18 protein-coding genes are annotated in these 18477 nt (G+C 33.6%); 13 read left to right on the forward strand and 5 right to left on the reverse strand.

Annotation, left to right across the window (positions count from 1 at the left end; all coding sequences use genetic code 11):
* Positions 1–91 precede the first annotated feature (91 nt).
* The 6 genes from gcvH to AC2DGP_RS13360 all read left to right on the forward strand — a co-directional run bounded on the left by gcvH (position 92) and on the right by AC2DGP_RS13360 (position 5348).
* On the forward strand, positions 92–472 hold the full coding sequence (gene gcvH, locus AC2DGP_RS13335) for a glycine cleavage system protein GcvH (RefSeq protein WP_484490558.1): 381 nt from the start codon (positions 92–94) through the stop codon (positions 470–472).
* Positions 438–842, forward strand: coding sequence for a VanZ family protein (locus AC2DGP_RS13340; protein WP_484490559.1), 405 nt, complete (start codon positions 438–440; stop codon positions 840–842). Before gcvH ends, AC2DGP_RS13340 begins: the two co-directional genes overlap by 35 nt.
* A 132-nt stretch (positions 843–974) precedes the next feature.
* The gene (locus AC2DGP_RS13345; RefSeq protein WP_484490560.1) at positions 975–1703 is read left to right on the forward strand and encodes an energy transducer TonB; all 729 of its coding nucleotides are present in this window, start codon (positions 975–977) and stop codon (positions 1701–1703) included.
* A 119-nt stretch (positions 1704–1822) separates the two neighbouring features.
* Positions 1823–2590 (forward strand): energy transducer TonB, encoded by a 768-nt coding sequence (locus AC2DGP_RS13350; protein ID WP_484490561.1) that lies wholly within the window; start codon positions 1823–1825, stop codon positions 2588–2590.
* A 93-nt stretch (positions 2591–2683) separates the two neighbouring features.
* On the forward strand, positions 2684–3274 hold the full coding sequence (locus AC2DGP_RS13355; protein WP_484490562.1) for an acyltransferase: 591 nt from the start codon (positions 2684–2686) through the stop codon (positions 3272–3274).
* Position 3275: 1 nt separating this feature from the next.
* Positions 3276–5348 carry an energy transducer TonB gene (locus tag AC2DGP_RS13360; protein WP_484490563.1) on the forward strand — a complete coding sequence of 691 codons (2073 nt, stop codon included), beginning with the start codon at positions 3276–3278 and terminating at the stop codon, positions 5346–5348.
* Here AC2DGP_RS13360 and AC2DGP_RS13365 read toward each other — a convergent pair.
* From AC2DGP_RS13365 to AC2DGP_RS13375, 3 genes are all read right to left on the reverse strand, one after another.
* Positions 5345–7303 carry a protein-disulfide reductase DsbD family protein gene (locus AC2DGP_RS13365; RefSeq protein WP_484490564.1) on the reverse strand — a complete coding sequence of 653 codons (1959 nt, stop codon included), beginning with the start codon at positions 7301–7303 and terminating at the stop codon, positions 5345–5347. The genes AC2DGP_RS13360 and AC2DGP_RS13365 overlap by 4 nt on opposite strands.
* 28 nt (positions 7304–7331) lie before the next feature.
* Positions 7332–8642 carry a tRNA lysidine(34) synthetase TilS gene (gene tilS / locus AC2DGP_RS13370; RefSeq protein WP_484490565.1) on the reverse strand — a complete coding sequence of 437 codons (1311 nt, stop codon included), beginning with the start codon at positions 8640–8642 and terminating at the stop codon, positions 7332–7334.
* Positions 8643–8722: 80 nt separating this feature from the next.
* Positions 8723–10015 (reverse strand): anthranilate synthase component I family protein, encoded by a 1293-nt coding sequence (locus AC2DGP_RS13375; protein ID WP_484490566.1) that lies wholly within the window; start codon positions 10013–10015, stop codon positions 8723–8725.
* Positions 10016–10186: 171 nt separating this feature from the next.
* Here AC2DGP_RS13375 and AC2DGP_RS13380 point away from each other — a divergent pair, with 171 nt between their 5' ends.
* Entirely contained in the window at positions 10187–10924 is a 738-nt protein-coding gene (locus AC2DGP_RS13380; protein WP_484490567.1) for an NRDE family protein, read from the forward strand.
* Positions 10917–11930, forward strand: a complete 1014-nt coding sequence (locus AC2DGP_RS13385) for a DUF6695 family protein (RefSeq protein WP_484490568.1) — start codon at positions 10917–10919, stop codon at positions 11928–11930. Before AC2DGP_RS13380 ends, AC2DGP_RS13385 begins: the two co-directional genes overlap by 8 nt.
* Here the strand turns inward: AC2DGP_RS13385 and apaG are convergent.
* Positions 11927–12313, reverse strand: coding sequence for a Co2+/Mg2+ efflux protein ApaG (gene apaG, locus AC2DGP_RS13390; RefSeq protein ID WP_484490569.1), 387 nt, complete (start codon positions 12311–12313; stop codon positions 11927–11929). The two genes, AC2DGP_RS13385 and apaG, sit on opposite strands and share 4 nt — an antisense overlap.
* A gap of 100 nt (positions 12314–12413) precedes the next feature.
* Complete coding sequence (locus AC2DGP_RS13395) at positions 12414–13670, reverse strand: type IX secretion system plug protein (RefSeq protein ID WP_484490570.1); 1257 nt, start codon at positions 13668–13670, stop codon at positions 12414–12416.
* A gap of 275 nt (positions 13671–13945) precedes the next feature.
* Between AC2DGP_RS13395 and AC2DGP_RS13400 the strand changes: the two genes are divergently transcribed.
* From AC2DGP_RS13400 to nqrE, 5 genes are read left to right on the forward strand one after another with little or no spacing between them, the layout of a single operon-like run.
* On the forward strand, positions 13946–15298 hold the full coding sequence (locus tag AC2DGP_RS13400) for a Na(+)-translocating NADH-quinone reductase subunit A (protein WP_484490571.1): 1353 nt from the start codon (positions 13946–13948) through the stop codon (positions 15296–15298).
* Positions 15298–16452, forward strand: a complete 1155-nt coding sequence (locus tag AC2DGP_RS13405) for an NADH:ubiquinone reductase (Na(+)-transporting) subunit B (protein WP_484490572.1) — start codon at positions 15298–15300, stop codon at positions 16450–16452. Before AC2DGP_RS13400 ends, AC2DGP_RS13405 begins: the two co-directional genes overlap by 1 nt.
* Before the next feature lie 3 nt (positions 16453–16455).
* Complete coding sequence (gene nqrC, locus AC2DGP_RS13410) at positions 16456–17172, forward strand: NADH:ubiquinone reductase (Na(+)-transporting) subunit C (RefSeq protein WP_484490573.1); 717 nt, start codon at positions 16456–16458, stop codon at positions 17170–17172.
* A gap of 2 nt (positions 17173–17174) precedes the next feature.
* Entirely contained in the window at positions 17175–17846 is a 672-nt protein-coding gene (locus tag AC2DGP_RS13415; protein WP_484490574.1) for an NADH:ubiquinone reductase (Na(+)-transporting) subunit D, read from the forward strand.
* A gap of 13 nt (positions 17847–17859) precedes the next feature.
* Positions 17860–18474, forward strand: a complete 615-nt coding sequence (gene nqrE / locus AC2DGP_RS13420; RefSeq protein WP_484490575.1) for an NADH:ubiquinone reductase (Na(+)-transporting) subunit E — start codon at positions 17860–17862, stop codon at positions 18472–18474.
* Positions 18475–18477: the final 3 nt, after the last annotated feature.

Below are 18477 nucleotides of genomic sequence, written 5' to 3' on the forward strand. Positions count from 1 at the left end.
TGTTTCTAATTGCATTTTTTGTTAAGAAGAACAATATATTTTATACTTTTGTTGTTCATACATAAAAAAATAATATTAAATATACATAGCAATGAATTTACCTGAAAACTTAAAATACACAAAAGATCATGAATGGATTCAGATTGATGGAGATGTCTTAACAATAGGAATTACAGATTTCGCTCAAAGTGAATTAGGTGATATTGTTTATGTAGATGTAGATACCCTAGATGATACTGTAGAAGCAAATGAAGTGTTTGGTTCAGTAGAAGCTGTAAAAACCGTTTCTGATTTGTTTATGCCAATGACTGGTGAAGTGATTGAATTTAATGAAGGTCTAGAAGATGCTCCGGAATTGGTAAACTCTGATCCTTATGGAGAAGGATGGATGATTAAAGTAAAAGCGAGTGATTTAACACAGATAGAGGACTTATTGGATGCTAGCGCTTATAAAGAACTTGTACAAGGCTAATGCCATTATAATTGCGGTTGCTTTAACGGCTATTGTGGCTTATCTAAGTTTGTCTAAAATTAGTTCTATTACGCCAGTAATAAGAATTGATAATGTAGATAAATACCAGCATTCGTTGGCTTATTTTGGATTGACACTTAGTTGGCTTTTTGCTACTCAAAAAATGAATACAAAACCATCCTTTAAATTTTGGATGGTTTTCTTGGTTTTTCTATTCGGTGTTTTAATGGAGGTGTTACAACAAGAATTGACAACTTATAGAACTGCCGACTTTTTTGATGTTTTAGCAAATACATCTGGAATTATCATAGCCTATGTATTTTTTCAGAAAATAGTATTTAAAGAATTTAAAAGATTTTTGAGGGAATGATTTTCCACGGAATTACTAAGTCTTTAAGAAATTGTAAAAAAAAAGTGGAAAAGCATGTTAATTTATAGGCTTAGGTTTGCATAAGTCGTATTTAAATTATTAAATTAGCGAACTCATTAATTATTTCAACAAATGGAAGTAAAGAAAAATCCTAAAGCTGATCTCCAGAATTTCACAAAGTTGTTTATTCAACTTGGTTTGGTGTTAGCTCTATTTATTGTGTATGTTTCAATTGAACACAAGACTTATGACAGGGTGATCGCTGACTTAGGTACAGCATCATTATCTGGTGAAGAAGAAGAAGAAATGGTAATTACATCGCGTCCGATACCGGTGAAACCACCACCACCACCACCACCACCACCTGCACCAGAAATTATTGAAATAGTTGAGGATAAAGAAGAAATTGAAGAAACAGTTTTGGAAACAACAGAAACCGATGAAGAAGAAGAGGTAGTTGTTGAAGAAATTGTGGAAGAAGTAGAAGCTGAAGAAATAGTAGAGGATGTACCTTTCGCTATTATTGAGGATATTCCGGTTTTTCCAGGTTGTGAAAAAGGAACAAAAGCACAAAAGAAAGCATGTTTTTCTCAAAAGATTAGCAAGCATATCAATAGAAAATTTAATTCTAGTTTGGCATCTGATTTAGGTTTGTCAGCAGGAAAGAAAAGAATTTTCGTAATGTTTAAAATTGATCAAACAGGATCAATTACAGAGATTCAAGCAAGAGCTCCGCATCCAAGACTTCAAAAAGAAGCTGAAAGGGTTGTAAAGACTTTGCCTAAAATGACTCCTGGTAAACAACGTGGACGACCAGTAAGTGTACGTTACTCTTTACCTATTTCATTCTTAGTAGAATAATTAAGATTTTTAATCATAGAAAAGGCTATCTGAAAAGATAGCTTTTTTTTTGTCTCATATTTTTTGAAATAGTGGCACGCTTCTTGAAATTCAATTTTAAAACCTTAAAATTGAATGATATGAGAACAGAAAAAAAAGAGTCAGCCTACACACAAAAACGATTTAATGAAAAATTAGAAAAAAGTTCAAAAATGTTTACCCTGCTTGGTTTGGTTACCGCCTTGTTTGTAGTTTATGTTTTGATTGAGTACGAAACAAAGCAAATTGAAGTGACTGTGATGGGAAATGCTGAATTAACGGAAAAAGAAGAGATGGTAGCTCCGTTAGTTTTTAAAAAAGAGGTTCCAGTACAGAAAATGCAACAAACGAAAACTATTGCAGCAGTAAACAAAGCTATTGAGATTATTGAAAAGGTAAAAGTTGTAGAAGATGACACTCCATTGCCTGAGAAGTTAGTTGAGGTAAAACCGGAGGAACCAATAAAGGAAATAACGGATATAGTTGAGATTGTTGAGCCAGAAGAGTTTTTTGAAGATGTTCCGATTGCATTTGTAGAGGAAGCTCCTGTTTTCCCTGGTTGTGCCGGTAATAAAGAAGAACTAAAAAAATGTTTAGCAAAAAACATCCAGAAACATATCAATAGAAAATTTGACGTTGGTCTTGGTCAGGAGTTAGGTTTGTCGTCAGGCAAGAAAAGAATATTTGTAGTGTTTAAAATAGATAAGAACGGTCAAATATCAGACGTGATGACAAAAGCACCACATCCTAGGTTACAGAAAGAAGCAGAAAGGGTGGTAAAAGCTTTACCAACGATGAAAGCAGGAAGGCAAGGAAATAAAGCTGTCGGGGTAAGGTACTCCATACCAATTACTTTTGAGGTTCAATAAATAATGTTTGAGTAAAAGGAGGTTGCTAAAAGGTAACCTCTTTTTTTGTGCGTAATAATTTGTATTTTCGCTCTTAACGTTAGTAAATTAACTATGAAAAAGGATTCAAATTATTTTTCCCATGAAACGGCTGTTATAGATGATGGTTGTCAAATAGGAAACGGAACTAAAATATGGCACTTTAGCCATATTATGAAGGACTGTGTTTTAGGTGAGCGTTGTAATATAGGCCAGAACGTAGTGGTTTCTCCCCAGGTTGTCTTGGGTGAAAATGTAAAAGTTCAGAATAATGTTTCTATTTATACTGGGGTCATCTGTGAAGATGATGTTTTTCTTGGTCCTTCCATGGTATTTACAAATATAACAAACCCGAGAAGTGCCATTTTACGTAGAGATCAGTATGTTAAAACTAGGGTTAGGCGTGGCGCTAGTATCGGGGCAAATGCAACTATTGTTTGCGGTAATGAAATTGGAAAATATGCACTCATTGGAGCGGGAGCTGTTGTAGTTAAGGAGGTGTTGCCTTATGCGTTGGTCGTTGGGAATCCTTCCAAACAAATTGGTTGGGTGAGCGAATATGGACATCGTTTGAAATTTGATGAGCATAATGAAGCCATCTGTCCAGAATCTAATCAGAAGTATATTTTGAATGATAATTGTGTTATAAAACAAGCTAAGCAATAGTATGAAAAGAATTTATATTACATTTTTATTGGCACTTTGTCTACAGCAGTTATCTGTTGCACAAACTCAAAAATTCCCGGTATATAAAGCTTGTGAAAGGAAACCGTCAAGCGAATTAGAGTCTTGTTTTAATACGACCGTTAAATCTGACGTATTGGAGAAGTTAGAGGTGCCTGAGATCATGGTAAAGGATAACTTTAAGGGAACGGTAAATATATTGTTTTTTGTAAATAAGCAAGGAGAGTTTCAAGTGGTGCATGTAAATAGCCCTTATCCAGAGTTGGAAGCAGAGGTAAAACAAACTTTCAATGCGTTAGAGAAAGCGAAACCCGCACAGTTTAACGGACATGCCGTTGAAATGAGTTTTTCGATGCCGTTGCATTTCCCGGATCCGAAAATATCTAGAGAGGAAAAAAGAAAAGAAGAAAGTGATAAAGTTAGTTTTTCAAAACCTGTGGAAACGGCAAAGAAGGAATTGACACCTGGCAGAAAAACAGTTGTTTTAGAACATCAAAGTAATTTAAATATTCCTTTGAATTACTCGCGCTATGTAAATATTGAAAGAGACTATATTCAAGGAGATAATGTGCATACTGCTGTAAAGCCTTACACTTATAACAGGGTTTTAGAGTATACAGATTTGGATGCAGAGAAGATGCAATTTCTAAAAAAGAAATCTTCATGGCTAGGAAGAAAATTGTGGAATGAGCATTTGGCTCAAGTGGAAGGTAAAGATTTTTGGTTTACGGCAGATCTGTTGTTAGACTTGCAATTAGGGAAGGATAATTCTGATGTGGATTATACTTTTTTGAATTCTAGAATTTTACAGGTTCAAGGAGAGCTAGGTTCTAAATTTTCTTTTTCTGCAACAATTTATGAAACTCAAGGTAGGTTTGCACAGTATGTAAATGACGAAATAGATTCTTTTGAGAAAGAAACTTTTTCCTCGGATGGTTTGGTTTTAGGGCGTGGTAAAGCTAAAGGGTTTAAAGAAAACTCTTATGATTTTCCGGTTTCAGAGGGGTATATTGCCTATCAACCTAATAAATTTTTTGTATTTCAGTTAGGTCAAGGGAAAAACTTTATTGGTGATGGTTATCGTTCCATGATGGTATCAGATGTAGCTGCTCCTTATCCGTATTTTAAAATTACAACGAGTTTTTGGAAAATTCAATATACCAATTTATGGATGTGGATGACGGATATTAGAAATGAAGTTAGGGTTGGTGATGCACATGCACGTAAGTATGTGTCTTCTCATCATTTGAGTATCAACATTAATAAAAGATTGAATATTGGTTTGTTTGAAGCTGCCATAACGGATAATACACGTACAGGTGCCATAGAGATGGATTTTTTAAATCCGATTATATTTTATAAGTCGCTTGAATTTAATAGAGGAGAGGATGCTGGTAGCTCAGTCTTGGGAATCAATGCAATGTATAAGTTGTCTAAGAGTTTTTCAATGTATACGCAGCTTGTTTTGGATGAATTTACTTTGGAGGAAATTAAGGCACAAAATGGATATTGGGGAAATAAATATGGTTTTCAACTAGGGGCTAAATATTTTAATGCATTTAAAGTTAGAGATTTATATTTACAATTAGAATACAATTTACTTAGGCCGTATACTTTTTCTCATGGTACACCTATTTATAATTATGGGCATTTTGGGCAACAAATTGCGCATTCTTGGGGAGCTAACTTTAGGGAAATGGTGTTGATAGGGAAGTATTCTAGAGATAGATGGACTGCGAATCTAAAAATGATTTATGGACTAAAAGGTTTTGATCCAGAAGGGACTAATTTTGGAGGGGATATTTATAAGTCCTATGATACAAGAGAGCAAGATTATGACAATTATATAGGTCAAGGAGCAAAAGCAATGATCTTAAATACAGATTTCCAGGTTTCTTACTTGGTAAATCCATTGACGGATTTAAAAGTGTTTGCTGGTGTTATTTACAGGAACTTTTCACCTGAAACAGCTACTACAGAGTTTGAAGCTAATCAAACTACATGGTTTACCTTTGGGGTAAAAGTAGATTTATTTAACTGGTATTTAGATTACTAATTATTTCTAGAAAGTCCTTCTTTTAACCAATTCAAATAAGTATCTGTGTCGGTGTATTTTTCTGGGTGATTCAGAAGTTTCATGTCCGTTGATAATTGTACATAAAAGGGTTGTGAGGCAGTGGCAAAATTAATAGCTTGTAAAGTTGCCCATTTTGAGCCTACTGTTTTTATCTTTTTAATTTTACCATTTTGTTTTTGGTAATCAAATTGCATGGCTTCTGGAAGTAGTTTTCTATCATCTACATATAAAGAAATAAGGACAAATTTTTCCAATTCTTCATAAACCTCTGGGTCGCTCCAAACATTTTCTTCCATTTTTCTGCAGTTGACACAAGCCCATCCTGTAAAGTCTAACAATATAGGTTTATTCGTTTTTTTTGCATATGTCAAGCCTTCTTCAAAATCTTTAAAACAGTTTAAATCAAGAGGGCAATCCGTTTTTGTTTCGTAAATGCTATAAAATTTTGGAGGCGCAAAACCACTTAATAAAGAGAGGGAAGTGTTAAAGAACAACCCCGTAATTAGATAAACGGTAAATAAACCAGAAGCTAAACCAGTAATTTTTCTACCGTTACTTAATTTTTGAATTGGTCCGTCATGAGGAAATTTAATTTTTCCAAAAGAATAAAGGGCAAGTCCTGCAAAAACAACGATCCAGATAGCGATAAAGGTTTCTCGCTTTAAAAGTCCCCAATGTTGTACCATATCTGCATTGGATAAAAATTTTAACGCCAGTGCCACCTCTAAAAACCCAAGTGTTACTTTTACGGTATTAAGCCACCCACCTGATTTAGGTAAGGTGTTTAGCCAGTTAGGAAAAAGAGCAAAAAGAGTAAATGGTAATGCAAGGGCAGAGCCAAAACCAACCATTCCAAAAGTAAGTTGCATGGCACCACCGTCTGAAGATAGTGCTCCTACAAGTAATGATCCTAAAATTGGACCTGTACAAGAAAAAGAAACTATTGCTAAGGTCAATGCCATAAAAAAGATTCCAATAATTCCACCAATATCAGAAGCGGAGTCCATTTTGTCTGACCACGAATGTGGGAGTGTTATTTCAAAATAACCAAAGAATGAAATTGCAAAAACAATAAATATGACGAAAAACCCGACATTAAGCCAAACGTTAGTTGATATACTGTTTAGTATTTCAGGGTCTAGTGAATCTAAAAAGTGAAATGGTAAGCTTAAAAGAAGGTAGATAAAACTAATAAAGAAACCGTAAAGAATAGCACTAGAAACACCTTTTTTCTTTGAGCCAGATTGTTTTGTGAAAAAGGATACCGTCAATGGAATCATTGGAAAAACACATGGTGTAAGTAGTGCAATAAGACCGCCAAAAAAGCCTAATAAAAATACTGCCGTAAGTCCTTTTTCTTTAGGTTTAGAATTTTCGTCTGTGTTTAAGAATTCAGATTTGTTTGAAATGTTTAAGTCTAATTCTTTTGATAATTTTATACTACGCTCATTTATGTTTACAGAGGCTAAGGGATTTGTGTTTTCATTTATTTGAAAAACTAAGTTTTCCCCTGGTTCGAAAGTACAGGCTTGATCATCACAAGTTTGGTAGGCAGCGGTAACCTGAATGTTGTTTATAGAATTGTTTAGTAATTGTATGCGTTGTTCAAAAACAGCTTCTTTTTCGAAGAAAGAAGTTTCCATTTCAAAAATTTCCTCATAAGAGGTGTGTGTGTCACTTTCTTTGGTTTCTCCAATCAGTTTATAATCAACACCAACTTTTTCAAATGTGAATTCTGTTGCGAGTGGACCACCTTCAGGTAAGTGTTGAGAATATAAATGCCATCCAGGTTTTAAAGTTGCAGTAAAGGTTAATGTATATTCTAACTCTGTTTCTTGAGTTGTTTTAGTGTCCCATGAAATAGTGCTTTCTTGACCAAACGTAGAAAGCATAATTCCTAAAAATAAAAACAGTGTGAATAGTTGTTTTTTCATAGTGTCTGTGTTTTTTTGAAATTAATTTTTATTCTGTGTAATTAATTTCTAATATTTCGGTTGTTTTATCCGTTACCTTATATCTGTTGTCCATACGCATTCCAATGATCCAAATTATGGCATCACCATCACATAAAAGCCATTGATTTTCCTTTTCAACTAAAGATAATTTAGTGTCTTTGAAAAATTTACTGAGTTTCTTTTTACCCTGCATTCCTATCGGGTGAAAATAGTCTCCTTTTTTCCACTTTCTTACAGTAAGTGAATTGTTTAACAGATTTTTATCAATGTACACACTATTAAGGGTGAGCGCTCCAATCTTTTTTCTAGGATGAAAAGATAGTTTGATTGGAGTTAAAATCTTGTTAGTGTCTTTTGGAATGGGAAAAGATGTTGTTTGTTTTTCTGAAAGCTTACTAATTAATATTTCTTCCCTGTTTTTAATTAGTCTATGGGTTTTAGATAATAGTTGTTTCCCTGATTGAGCTTCTAAAATGTTGTGAATGTCCTTCCAATTCACAAAACCATAAGGCTTTAAGAGTGGATATAGGTTGGTTTTTACATCCCCTAAGTCCTTGATTTTTTTAATTGAAAGACTAAGACTTTCGTCTTTATTTTTGTGAACTAAATTTTGATTGAGTTCAAGTGTTTTTTGGTGAATTAATTCTTTAGATTCTTTTAAGTTGCTTATGGTAGAATCAAAAGATTTGAAAAAATTTGGATTCAATTCTTTCAGGATGGGTACAACCTTATGTCTAATTTTATTTCTGAAATATTTGGTAGAACTGTTGCTTTCATCTTCTCTCCAAATAATGTTATTTTTTTTAGCATATGCTTCTATCTCAGCTCTAGAAAAAGCAAGTAATGGCCTTACAACTGCTCCATTTTTTTCAGGAATACCGGTAAGTCCATCTAAGCCTGTTCCTCTTGTGAAATTAATTAAAAAAGTTTCAAGTACATCGTCTTTATGATGCGCTGTTAGAATATAATCTAGATGATGTTTTTTTTTGATTTTTTCAAACCACTCATATCGCAATTCTCTTGCTGCTATTTGAATAGAGATCGCCTTTTTATCGGCATATTCTTGCGTTTTAAATTTGGTGGTATACACATCTGCATTTAAAAAACTTCCAAGATTTTTGACAAAGGTTTCGTCTTTGTCGCTTTCTTTACCTCGTAGTAAAAAATTACAATGAGCTAAGGAGAATTTATAATTTGATTGATTAAATAAGTGAGCCAAAACTGTACTGTCCAAACCTCCTGAAGAAGTAATTAAAACATTACTTTTTTTTAAAAAAGGTAAATTTTCATCAATGTGTATTTGAAATTTTTTTAGCACGATGTCATAAAATTAAAATTGTAATCGGATACATTGAATGTAAACCAAATATAAGTTATAAAAATAAGAAAGAACCTTAGTTAGATTAAAACTTGTCTCATAGCCTTTGCCTTTAGTAAGCATTCCTCAAGTTCTGTTTCGGGTTTGGCTAATGAGGTTATTGCACTTCCGACTGAAAAGGATACGTATTTTTTTTGTTGATTATATAAGATGCTTCTAATGATTACGTTAAAATCGAAATCTCCGTTAGGAGTAAAATATCCTACAGAACCAGAGTATAATCCTCTTTTCGTTTCTTCTTCCTTTTCTATGATTTCCATGGCAGCAATTTTTGGCGCACCAGTCATGCTACCCATTGGAAAAGTATTTTTTATGATATCAACAGGATGAATGTTTTCTGTGGCTTGTGTGCTGATTGTTGAAATCATTTGATGCACTTGTTTAAAACTATAAATACCGCAAAGTTCTTCTACTTCAGTTGTTCCTTTTTGAGATATTCTAGAAAGATCATTTCTAACCAAATCCACAATCATTACATTTTCAGCACGCTCCTTAGGGTCTGTTTGCAATGTTGTTTTGAGTTTCTGATCCTCTGATTTGGAATTGGATCTTTTCGCAGTTCCCTTAATGGGTTGTGAAATTACTTTGGTCCCTATTTTTTTTAGATATCGTTCTGGTGAGGCGGAAAGTAAAAATTGATGCTTCAATTTTAAAAAAGTAGCAAATGGGGGTTTTGAAATTCTATTTAAATTATGATATACTTTCAGTGGATCTATCTCGGTGTTCTCAGAATAGAATTCTTGACAAAAAGTAGCTTCGTATATGTCACCCTGATGAATGTTATCAAGTATATTTTCAACTTTCTTTAAATAGCTGTCTTTTGAAAGTTTCAATTTTAAATTTGCTTTCGAATTTGTGACTTGAACATTCGAGTTGTAAGTGTTGCAGATCGTTTCAAAATCTGAATCTAAGTCCTTTTTTTCAGATGCAAGATATTTAAATGTCGCTATATGACCAGAGATGAAAATTAATTTTTTCGGTTGAAAGAAATAGAGATCCTCAAAATATAAAGAGTCTGAGTTGTTTGATTGTAATTTTTCAATGTCATTCTTTAGATCGTAACCTAAGTAGCCAAAAATATAATCTTGTGTTGATGTTTGGTAGGTTTTTAATTTTTCAAAAGCATTGTTGTATCCTGTTTTTAAAAAAGAATGTTCCCCAATCGCAATGATAGCTTCGTGTTGTGCATATTTTTCGTGGTGCTGATTTGAGTCACACCAAATAACAGATTCATATTGTTGAGACCAAGTTAAAACTTGAGTTTTAAAGAGTTCAGAATCTTTGAGGATGTAGCGATTTTCTACCCTTTGCATGTAGCTGTTGAAAAAAAATTATGAATCGCAAAGTTAGGATTAAATTGTAAATGATTAAGTATATATTAATAAATTATAGTCGTTGTAAACTATTTTACTATTTTTGGTAATTCTGTAATTATTTCAATTTTCGGAGACGAAAGGAGGGTTACAGCTATTTAAATACCGTTTATGTGTACAGTCACTTACTTGCCAAAGAATAATGGCGATTTTATATTTACATCTAATAGAGATGAACAACCAGAAAGAAAAACCATAGCTCCTCAGTTTTATGAAAAGGAAGGAGTTCACTTTTTGTATCCGAAGGATGAGAGAGCTGGTGGAACTTGGATTGCTTTATCAGAGGAGGAGAGATTGGTGTGTTTACTGAATGGTGCCTATGAAGCGCATGAAATAAAAGGTCCATATGCCTATAGTCGTGGTTTAGTTGTGAAAAAAATTTTAGAAGCTGAGAACGCAAAATGGGCTGTAGAGGATTTGGAGCTAGAAGGGGTAGAACCGTTTACTTTAATTACTATAGATTGGTCATTTATGCCTATTTGTATTGAGTTGATTTGGGATGGTGTAAAAAAAGATGTTAGAATTTTATCACATAGTACAAAAATTTGGTCTTCATCAACGTTGTATGATAAACCGATCAAAGCGTTACGCGAAACTTGGTTTAAAGAATTCATAGAACAACATCCAGAAGCTTCTTTTGAAGAGGTGTTAAAATTCCATCAAAATGATAGTCTTGGAACTAAAGATATTGCTGTTAAAATGAAAAGGGAAGGTGTTGAAACAACCAGTATTACTTCTGTGATCAAGGAAGGTGATTCTTTGTTTATGTATTATGTAGATGTTTTAACAGGAAAAGAAAGTAGTATTGATTTGATGTCATATAAATCACAAATGTCGATAGATGAATAAAAACAACGGGTTTATAGTGATATTGGCGTATCCAGATGTGATTGTAAGGATTGCAAACGGAGAATTAATAAGTAAAGTATGGCCCTTGTTTGGTATAGGAGGACAGCAAAAGGTAATGGCAGGACATGCCGCTATGTTGTTGGTTTCTAAAGAAACAGGTAAGGTGAGTTATTTTGATTTTGGAAGGTATATTACATCAGATACCTTTGGTAGAGTTCGTTCAGAGGTAACGGATAATGAAGTTGCCATTCCATTCAAAGCGATCCATGATGGAGAGACGATTGAAAATCTTGAAGAAATTCTTTTATTTTTAGATAAACACCCTGAAAAAACCCATGGAGAGGGAAGGTTAGTCGCTGGAGTTAATTCTGAGATTGATTATGATAAAGCTTTGGCATTTGTTCTGGAATTACAGAATAAAGGGGAGGTTGCTTATGGGGCTTTTAAAAGAGAAGGTAGTAACTGTGCTCGATTTGTAACAGATACGATTCTAGAATCTACCAGTAATAAAAAAATTATTAGAGATCTTAAAATAACTTACACGATTACTCCAAGCCCTGTGAGTAATGTGATAAAAGGAAGTAGCTTGAATGCTAAAAAGTGGCAAGTAGAAAATGGTGTTATTGAAGAATATCGTAATAGTTCCATTTTAAGAGAATATAAAAAATCATTATTTGCTAAAGTTTCGCAAGAAGTGGATGAAGTAGGTTCGGTTATCGCAGATACTGAAAGTTACAATTCTTCTAGCGCTCAATGGCTTGGTGGTATTGGTAGTGGTGCCTGGTTTGAGATTGTTAAAAATATTGATAGTACCAATTCTTATGCTATTACCAGAAGAAATCGATTGGGTGAAATTGATTTAGAGGGCGATTTTGAACTCAAAAATCCAGGTTTCTCTATTGATCGAAATTTTGAATTTCAATACGGTTCTAATTGTAAAGAGTGCAAAATTAAACAAAATGAGAAAATCTTTGTTTTTGAAAGAATAATGTCAGCGTCAGCTTAGTTTAAAGTGTCTGCAACGTTTAGCTGAAAAGCTGGAATTTGAACCTTAAAATGTGATTTGGAATCGAAATTAATCATATTGAAGTAGCCTTTCATCGCACCAATCTTTGACTGCAAAAGGCAATTAGATCTATAGGTGTATTTTTCACTTGGTTCAAGAATAGGAATTTGACCGACAACACCATCTCCTTTCACTATTTCTTTTGCGTTTAATGAATCAAATATTTCCCATTTACGAGAAAGTAATTGAACGGTGTCGTTTGTTTGATTTTCTATCGTGATAAAATAACTGAACAGAAACATGCGATTCTCATTTTGAGAATGAATGCCTTCATAGTTCGTTAGCACTGATATTTTGATGCCTTTTGTTATCTTTTCTACCACTTGTAATAATTTTACCTATGATAAATATAAGTAATTTTGATGGGAAATTTATGTGAAATATATGGATTTTAACGTTTGTTAAGTTATGAAACTATGAAGTTTAGTTTTTACTATTAATGGTAGTAGCTCCCACAATCCGTCCAATTCTTTCACCAAAAGGTTTATAGTGTACAAGTATGGTGTAGTTGTTTTCTGTTTCTTGAAACGAACCTTCTATAGCTTCAATGTTTAAAGACTTACCATCTTTTTTTTGTACATAAGTATAGTTGTAAAAACCTTGTTTGAATAGCATTTCTGTTTCTAGGTGTTGTGTTTTTTTATTGAAAATCAGACGGTTTTCTTCAGTGAATGCGTAGTTGTTAAATGCTCCATAAACATATATGTTTTCGTTTTCCAAGAGTTCATTGTTGGCTTTTAGGAAAAAGTGAACATTAGTATATTCGCTATCTAAACTAGATTCATAACCATTTAAAGTGCGTATAACAAAGCCGCCATTAATATCTGGATAATAGGTGTAAGGTAGAAATTTTCTTAAAATGTTCGGGTACAAATAGGTTTGGTAATAATGATCTTCCAAAGCGGTTCTAGCAATATTGACATTGGTTCCATTGAAATTTTTTGTATCAAAATTTAGATATTCATTTCCGCCTGGAAAACTCGTTTCAATGTTATAGTTATATACGATTTCGTTTTTTTTATAATATTGGGGTTTTATGTCGTATTTGATAAGGTTCCAATCGTTATTTTGAACAATTTGTATCTTAATTTCCTTAGATGGATTGTTTATCGTTACGTTTGGATGGAGGATTGAGAAATTAACAACTTGGTTTCTATCCTTTATAGTTTGTTGAGGATTTATTTGTTTCAACCTTCTGTCTCTTTCTATTTTTGCTGCAACAACGATCCGTGATTCATAATATACAAATCTGCGTTGGATACAGATTTCATCGTCGTCGTTTAATATTGTCAATAAAAAATTACCGCTAATTTTTATTCTAGTGTTGATATTTGGGATTTCAAACTTGTGATGCGTGTAGGATTGATAAGTGCCAAATGAGTTCTCCAAGTCTTGTATTTCAAAAGATTGGAACCCGTTGATGTATTCTGTGCTTTGAAGATTAGATATGTTCCAATCATAATCACAATGTTGGATGTAGTATCTGTAGTTTTTTTGATCCGCTTCTAGGTCGTCAAAAGCGAATTTTAATTTGGTTCCTAGTGGGACTATTGGGTTAAGGTTTTCTTCTGTGTTAAAAGTAACTGTCTTTATAAATGCAGCAGTGTAGTTCTGCGCATAAACATTAAGAAATATTAAAAATATTCCTGTGGAAATAATAAATAGTTTGTATTTGTTCAAAGTCTCGTTTTGATTGCTAAGATCCAAAGATACTAATAAATTGATGTCAAATGAATTTTTAATATGTTTGGTTTTGTTGAAATAAATTTAAGGATTTTGATGTTTTGTTGATTTAAATTTAACGAATATTTGATTTTACAAAACATCTTCAAATCCTTATTTAAATCAATTATAAATAAGGTAAGAGGTTAATATAAAGGGGCTTATTTGCCGTAAAAAATTTCTAATTTTTTAAATTTGCATTGTTTTAAAACAGATTAACTTAAATTCTAAATATGTCAGAAGACATTCGAATAAAAAAAGGCTTAACCATTAAGCTTAAAGGCAAGGCAGAAGAGACAGTTTCTGCAACTCCTCGTTCTGGGATTTTTGCAATTCAACCAAAAGATTTTCATGGAATAACTCCAAAACTGACTGTAAAGGTTGGTGCTGAGGTTTCTGTGGGTGATGTTTTGTTTTATTCAAAATCAAACGAACAAATTAAATTTACTTCACCGGTTTCAGGAACGGTTAAAGAAATTACAAGAGGTGCAAAAAGAAGGATATTAGCGGTTGTTATAGAAGCTAAATCTGAAGATGAATTCAAAAACTTTGGTAAGGAAGATCCATCTGGACTTTCTAAAGAGCAAGTACTAGCTAAATTATTAGAAAGTGGTTGTTGGGGATTTGTAAATCAACGTCCGTATGACGTGATTGCTAATCCAGCAGATGAAGCCAAAGCTATTTTTGTATCTTCTTTTGATACCGCTCCTTTGGCTCCAAATTATGCTTTTGCATTGAAAGGAAAAGAAGAGGCATTTCAAACAGGTTTGAATGCATTAGCAAAACTTACAAAAGGGAAAGTGTTTCTTTCTGTAAATGAATCTGCATCTTTCTTTAGTAAATCTCAAAATGTTGAGGTGATTAATGTTAAGGGAAAGCATCCTGCAGGAAATGTGGGAGTTCAGATTTCTAAAGTTGATCCTATCAACCAAGGAGAAAAAGTTTGGACTGTAAATGCTCAAGATGTTGCCATCATAGGAAATCTGTTCTTAACAGGAGAATACAAACCAGAGAGAGTTATTGCTTTGGCTGGTTCTGAGGTTAATGCACCTCAATACTATAGTGTAACGGCTGGTCAAGGATTGGATAGCTTGTTAGAAGGGAAAATTAATAAAGATAACGTAAGAGTTATCTCTGGTAACGTATTAACAGGAGATAAAGTTGCTACATCTGGTGATTACTTAGGATTCTATGATAATGTTGTCTCTGTAATTCCAGAAGGAAACACACATAGGTTTATGGGGTGGTTTCCGTTTATAGGAAGTGGAAGCATCCATAGTGCATCTAAAACTTCGTTCTCTTATTTATCACCAAACAAGGAGTATACTTTAAATACAAATTTACAAGGTGAAGAGCGTGCTATTGTTGTAACGGGAGAAATGGAGAAAGTAATGCCAATTGATATTTTTCCAATGCAGTTGTTAAAAGCTGTGATGGCAAAAGATATTGAAAAAATGGAAAATTTAGGAATCTACGAAGTAGCTCCTGAAGATTTTGCTTTGATTGATTATACTAGTTCTTCGAAAGTAGAAGCTCAAACGATCATCAGAGAAGGTTTAGACATAATGATAAACGAAGTAGGATAATGAAATTTATTAGAAATACATTCGATAAGTACAAACCACTTTTTGATAAAGGGGGTAAGTATGAAAAAATGGCTCCGGCTTTCAATGCATTTGATACGTTAATGTTCGTACCAAATCATACAACAAAGCAAGGTGCACATATTAGAGATGGTGTTGATTTAAAACGTGTCATGATTACTGTGGTTCTAGCTTTAGTTCCTGCATTGATCTTTGGTATGTGGAATGTTGGATTTCAACATTTTTCTCAGTTAGGAGAAGCAGGTAGTTTTATAGACTATTTGATTTACGGATCTGTAAAATTTCTTCCAATGGTTGCCGTTTCATACGGTGTTGGTTTAGGAATTGAATTTGCTTTTGGAGTTTTTAGAGGTCATGATATTAACGAAGGATATTTAGTTTCTGGGATGTTAATTCCATTGATTATGCCAATAGACCTTCCTTTATGGATGTTAGGTGTGTCAGTTGCCTTTGCTGTTTTAATTGGTAAAGAGGCCTTTGGAGGTACAGGAATGAATATTTTGAATCCAGCCTTAGTAGCGCGTGCTTTTGCATTCTTTTCTTATGCTCCAAGTATGTCTGGAGATAAAGTATGGGTTGCAGATGCAAGTACTGTGGATGCAATTTCAGGTGAAACTATTTTAGGATCATTGGCTCAAAATAAAGAAGCAGGGTATAGTGTTTTAGATATGTTTATGGGATATATTCCAGGTTCCGTTGGAGAAACTTCTGTATTGATGATCTTAATTGGTGCTGCCTTTTTGTTATTTACAGGAATTGCAAGTTGGAGAATTATGGCTGGTTCTGTTATTGGAGGTGCCTTAATGGGATTGATCTTTAACGCTCTTGGCTTGAATGCTTTGATGAATTTTCCATGGTGGCAACACTTATTAGTTGGAGGATTTGCCTTTGGAGTTGTTTTTATGGCTACAGATCCAGTGTCTGCGGCACAAACAGATAAAGGAAAATGGATTTATGGATTCTTCATTGGTTTGTTAGCAATTATGATTCGTGTATTTAATGGTGCGTATCCAGAGGGTATGATGATGGCAATCTTATTGATGAACGTTTTTGCTCCTACAATTGATCATTATGTTGTAGAAGGAAATATCAAGCGTCGTAAAAAACGTTTAAAAAATAACTTAGAAACGGCTTAAGACATGGATAAAAATAGCAACGCATATACGTTTATTTTTGCAATTATCATGGTAACTGTTATTGCTGGTTTGTTGGCTTTTACAGCAACTAGTTTGAAACCATTGCAAGAGAAAAACGTGAAGGCAGAAAAAATGCAGAATATATTAGGAACGATTGGTGTAACTGAAGTTTCTAGAGATGATGCTGAAGTAGAATTTAACAAATATATCAAACAACAGTTGGCTCTAAAAGCTGATGGTACTGTTGATACGGAAGCAGATGCTTTTACGTTAAGTTTGAAAAAGGAAGTTAAAAAAAGTGATAATGACCAACGTTTTCCGTTATATATTGCGGAAAAAGATGGAAAGACTTTCTATGTAGTTCCTTTATATGGAGCTGGTTTATGGGATGCAATTTGGGGTTATGTTGCCTTAGATGGTGATAAGAACACAATCATTGGTGCGAACTTTGGACATAAAGGAGAAACTCCTGGATTAGGTGCAGAGATTACAACGGATTGGTTTCAAGCTCAATTTGCAGGAAAGACTTTATTAAAAGATGCAAATGCTGGTTTTACAGCAGATAACTTTGTTTCTGTAAAAACAGTAAAAGGAGGAGCTAAAACTGGTGATGCTCATGGTGTTGATGCAATTTCGGGAGGTACAATTACTTCCGATGGTGTTTCAAACATGGTACAAGAGAGATTAGCACGATATTTACCTTATTTTAAAAATAATTAATCATGGCAGAGGAAAAAGAACCATTGTTCTCTAAACAAAATAGAGCGTTGTTAACAGATCCATTGGATGATAACAACCCCATTTCGGTACAAGTACTAGGTATTTGTTCTGCATTGGCAATTACAGTACAATTAAAGCCTGCCTTGGTAATGTCGATTGCAGTATTATTTGTGGTTATTGCAAGTAACGTAATCGTTTCTTTGATTAGAAACTTGATTCCAGGACGTATTCGTATTATCGTACAGTTATTAATTGTAGCCTCTTTGGTAATTTTAGTAGATCAAATTTTAAAGGCTTACGCATATGATGTGAGTAAAGAACTTTCTGTATTTGTGGGTTTGATTATTACAAACTGTATTGTAATGGGACGTTTAGAAGCGTTTGCTTTGGCTAATGGACCATGGAAATCATTCTTAGATGGTGTTGGAAATGGAGCTGGTTATGCGTTAATATTGGTATTGGTTGCTTTCTTTAGAGAGTTATTAGGATCTGGAAAATTATTCGGATTTGAAGTGTTAGGACACAAAGCCAAAACTTTAGCTGACTCTACGGGCTTATATGCTTTAGGCTATGAAAATAACGGATTTATGTTATTATCACCAATGGCATTGATCACTGTAGGAATCATTATTTGGGTACAGAGATCTAGAAATAGAAAATTAATCGAAAACTAATAAAATATACAAGATGGATTATATTAACATTTTCGTAAAAAGCATTTTTATTGACAACATGGTATTTGCATACTTCCTTGGAATGTGTTCATACTTAGCAGTGTCAAAAACAGTAAATACAGCGGTTGGTTTAGGAGCTGCAGTAATCTTCGTATTGGTGGTTACCGTTCCTGTTAACTTTTTGTTGGATACGTATCTGTTGAAACCTGGTGCTTTGCAATGGTTAGGAGCAGAATATGCCTCGATTGATTTAAGTTTCCTTAGTTTCATCATGTTTATTGCTGTAATTGCCTCAATGGTTCAGTTGGTAGAGATGATTGTGGAGCGTTTTGCACCTGCTTTATATGGTGCCTTGGGTATCTTCTTGCCATTGATTGCTGTAAACTGTGCAATCTTAGGAGGTTCATTATTTATGCAACAAAAAGATTTCTCTAACGTTGGAGAATCTGCAGTATATGGTTTAGGATCAGGAATTGGATGGTTTTTAGCAATTTTAGCGATTGCTGCAATCCGTGAGAAAATTGCTTATTCTAATGTACCTGCTCCTTTAAAAGGATTGGGAATTACATTTATCATTACTGGTTTAATGGCGATAGGATTCATGAGTTTCTCAGGAATCAAATTATAAACA

It is taken from the genome of Flavicella sp. IMCC45537, assembly GCF_057197705.1.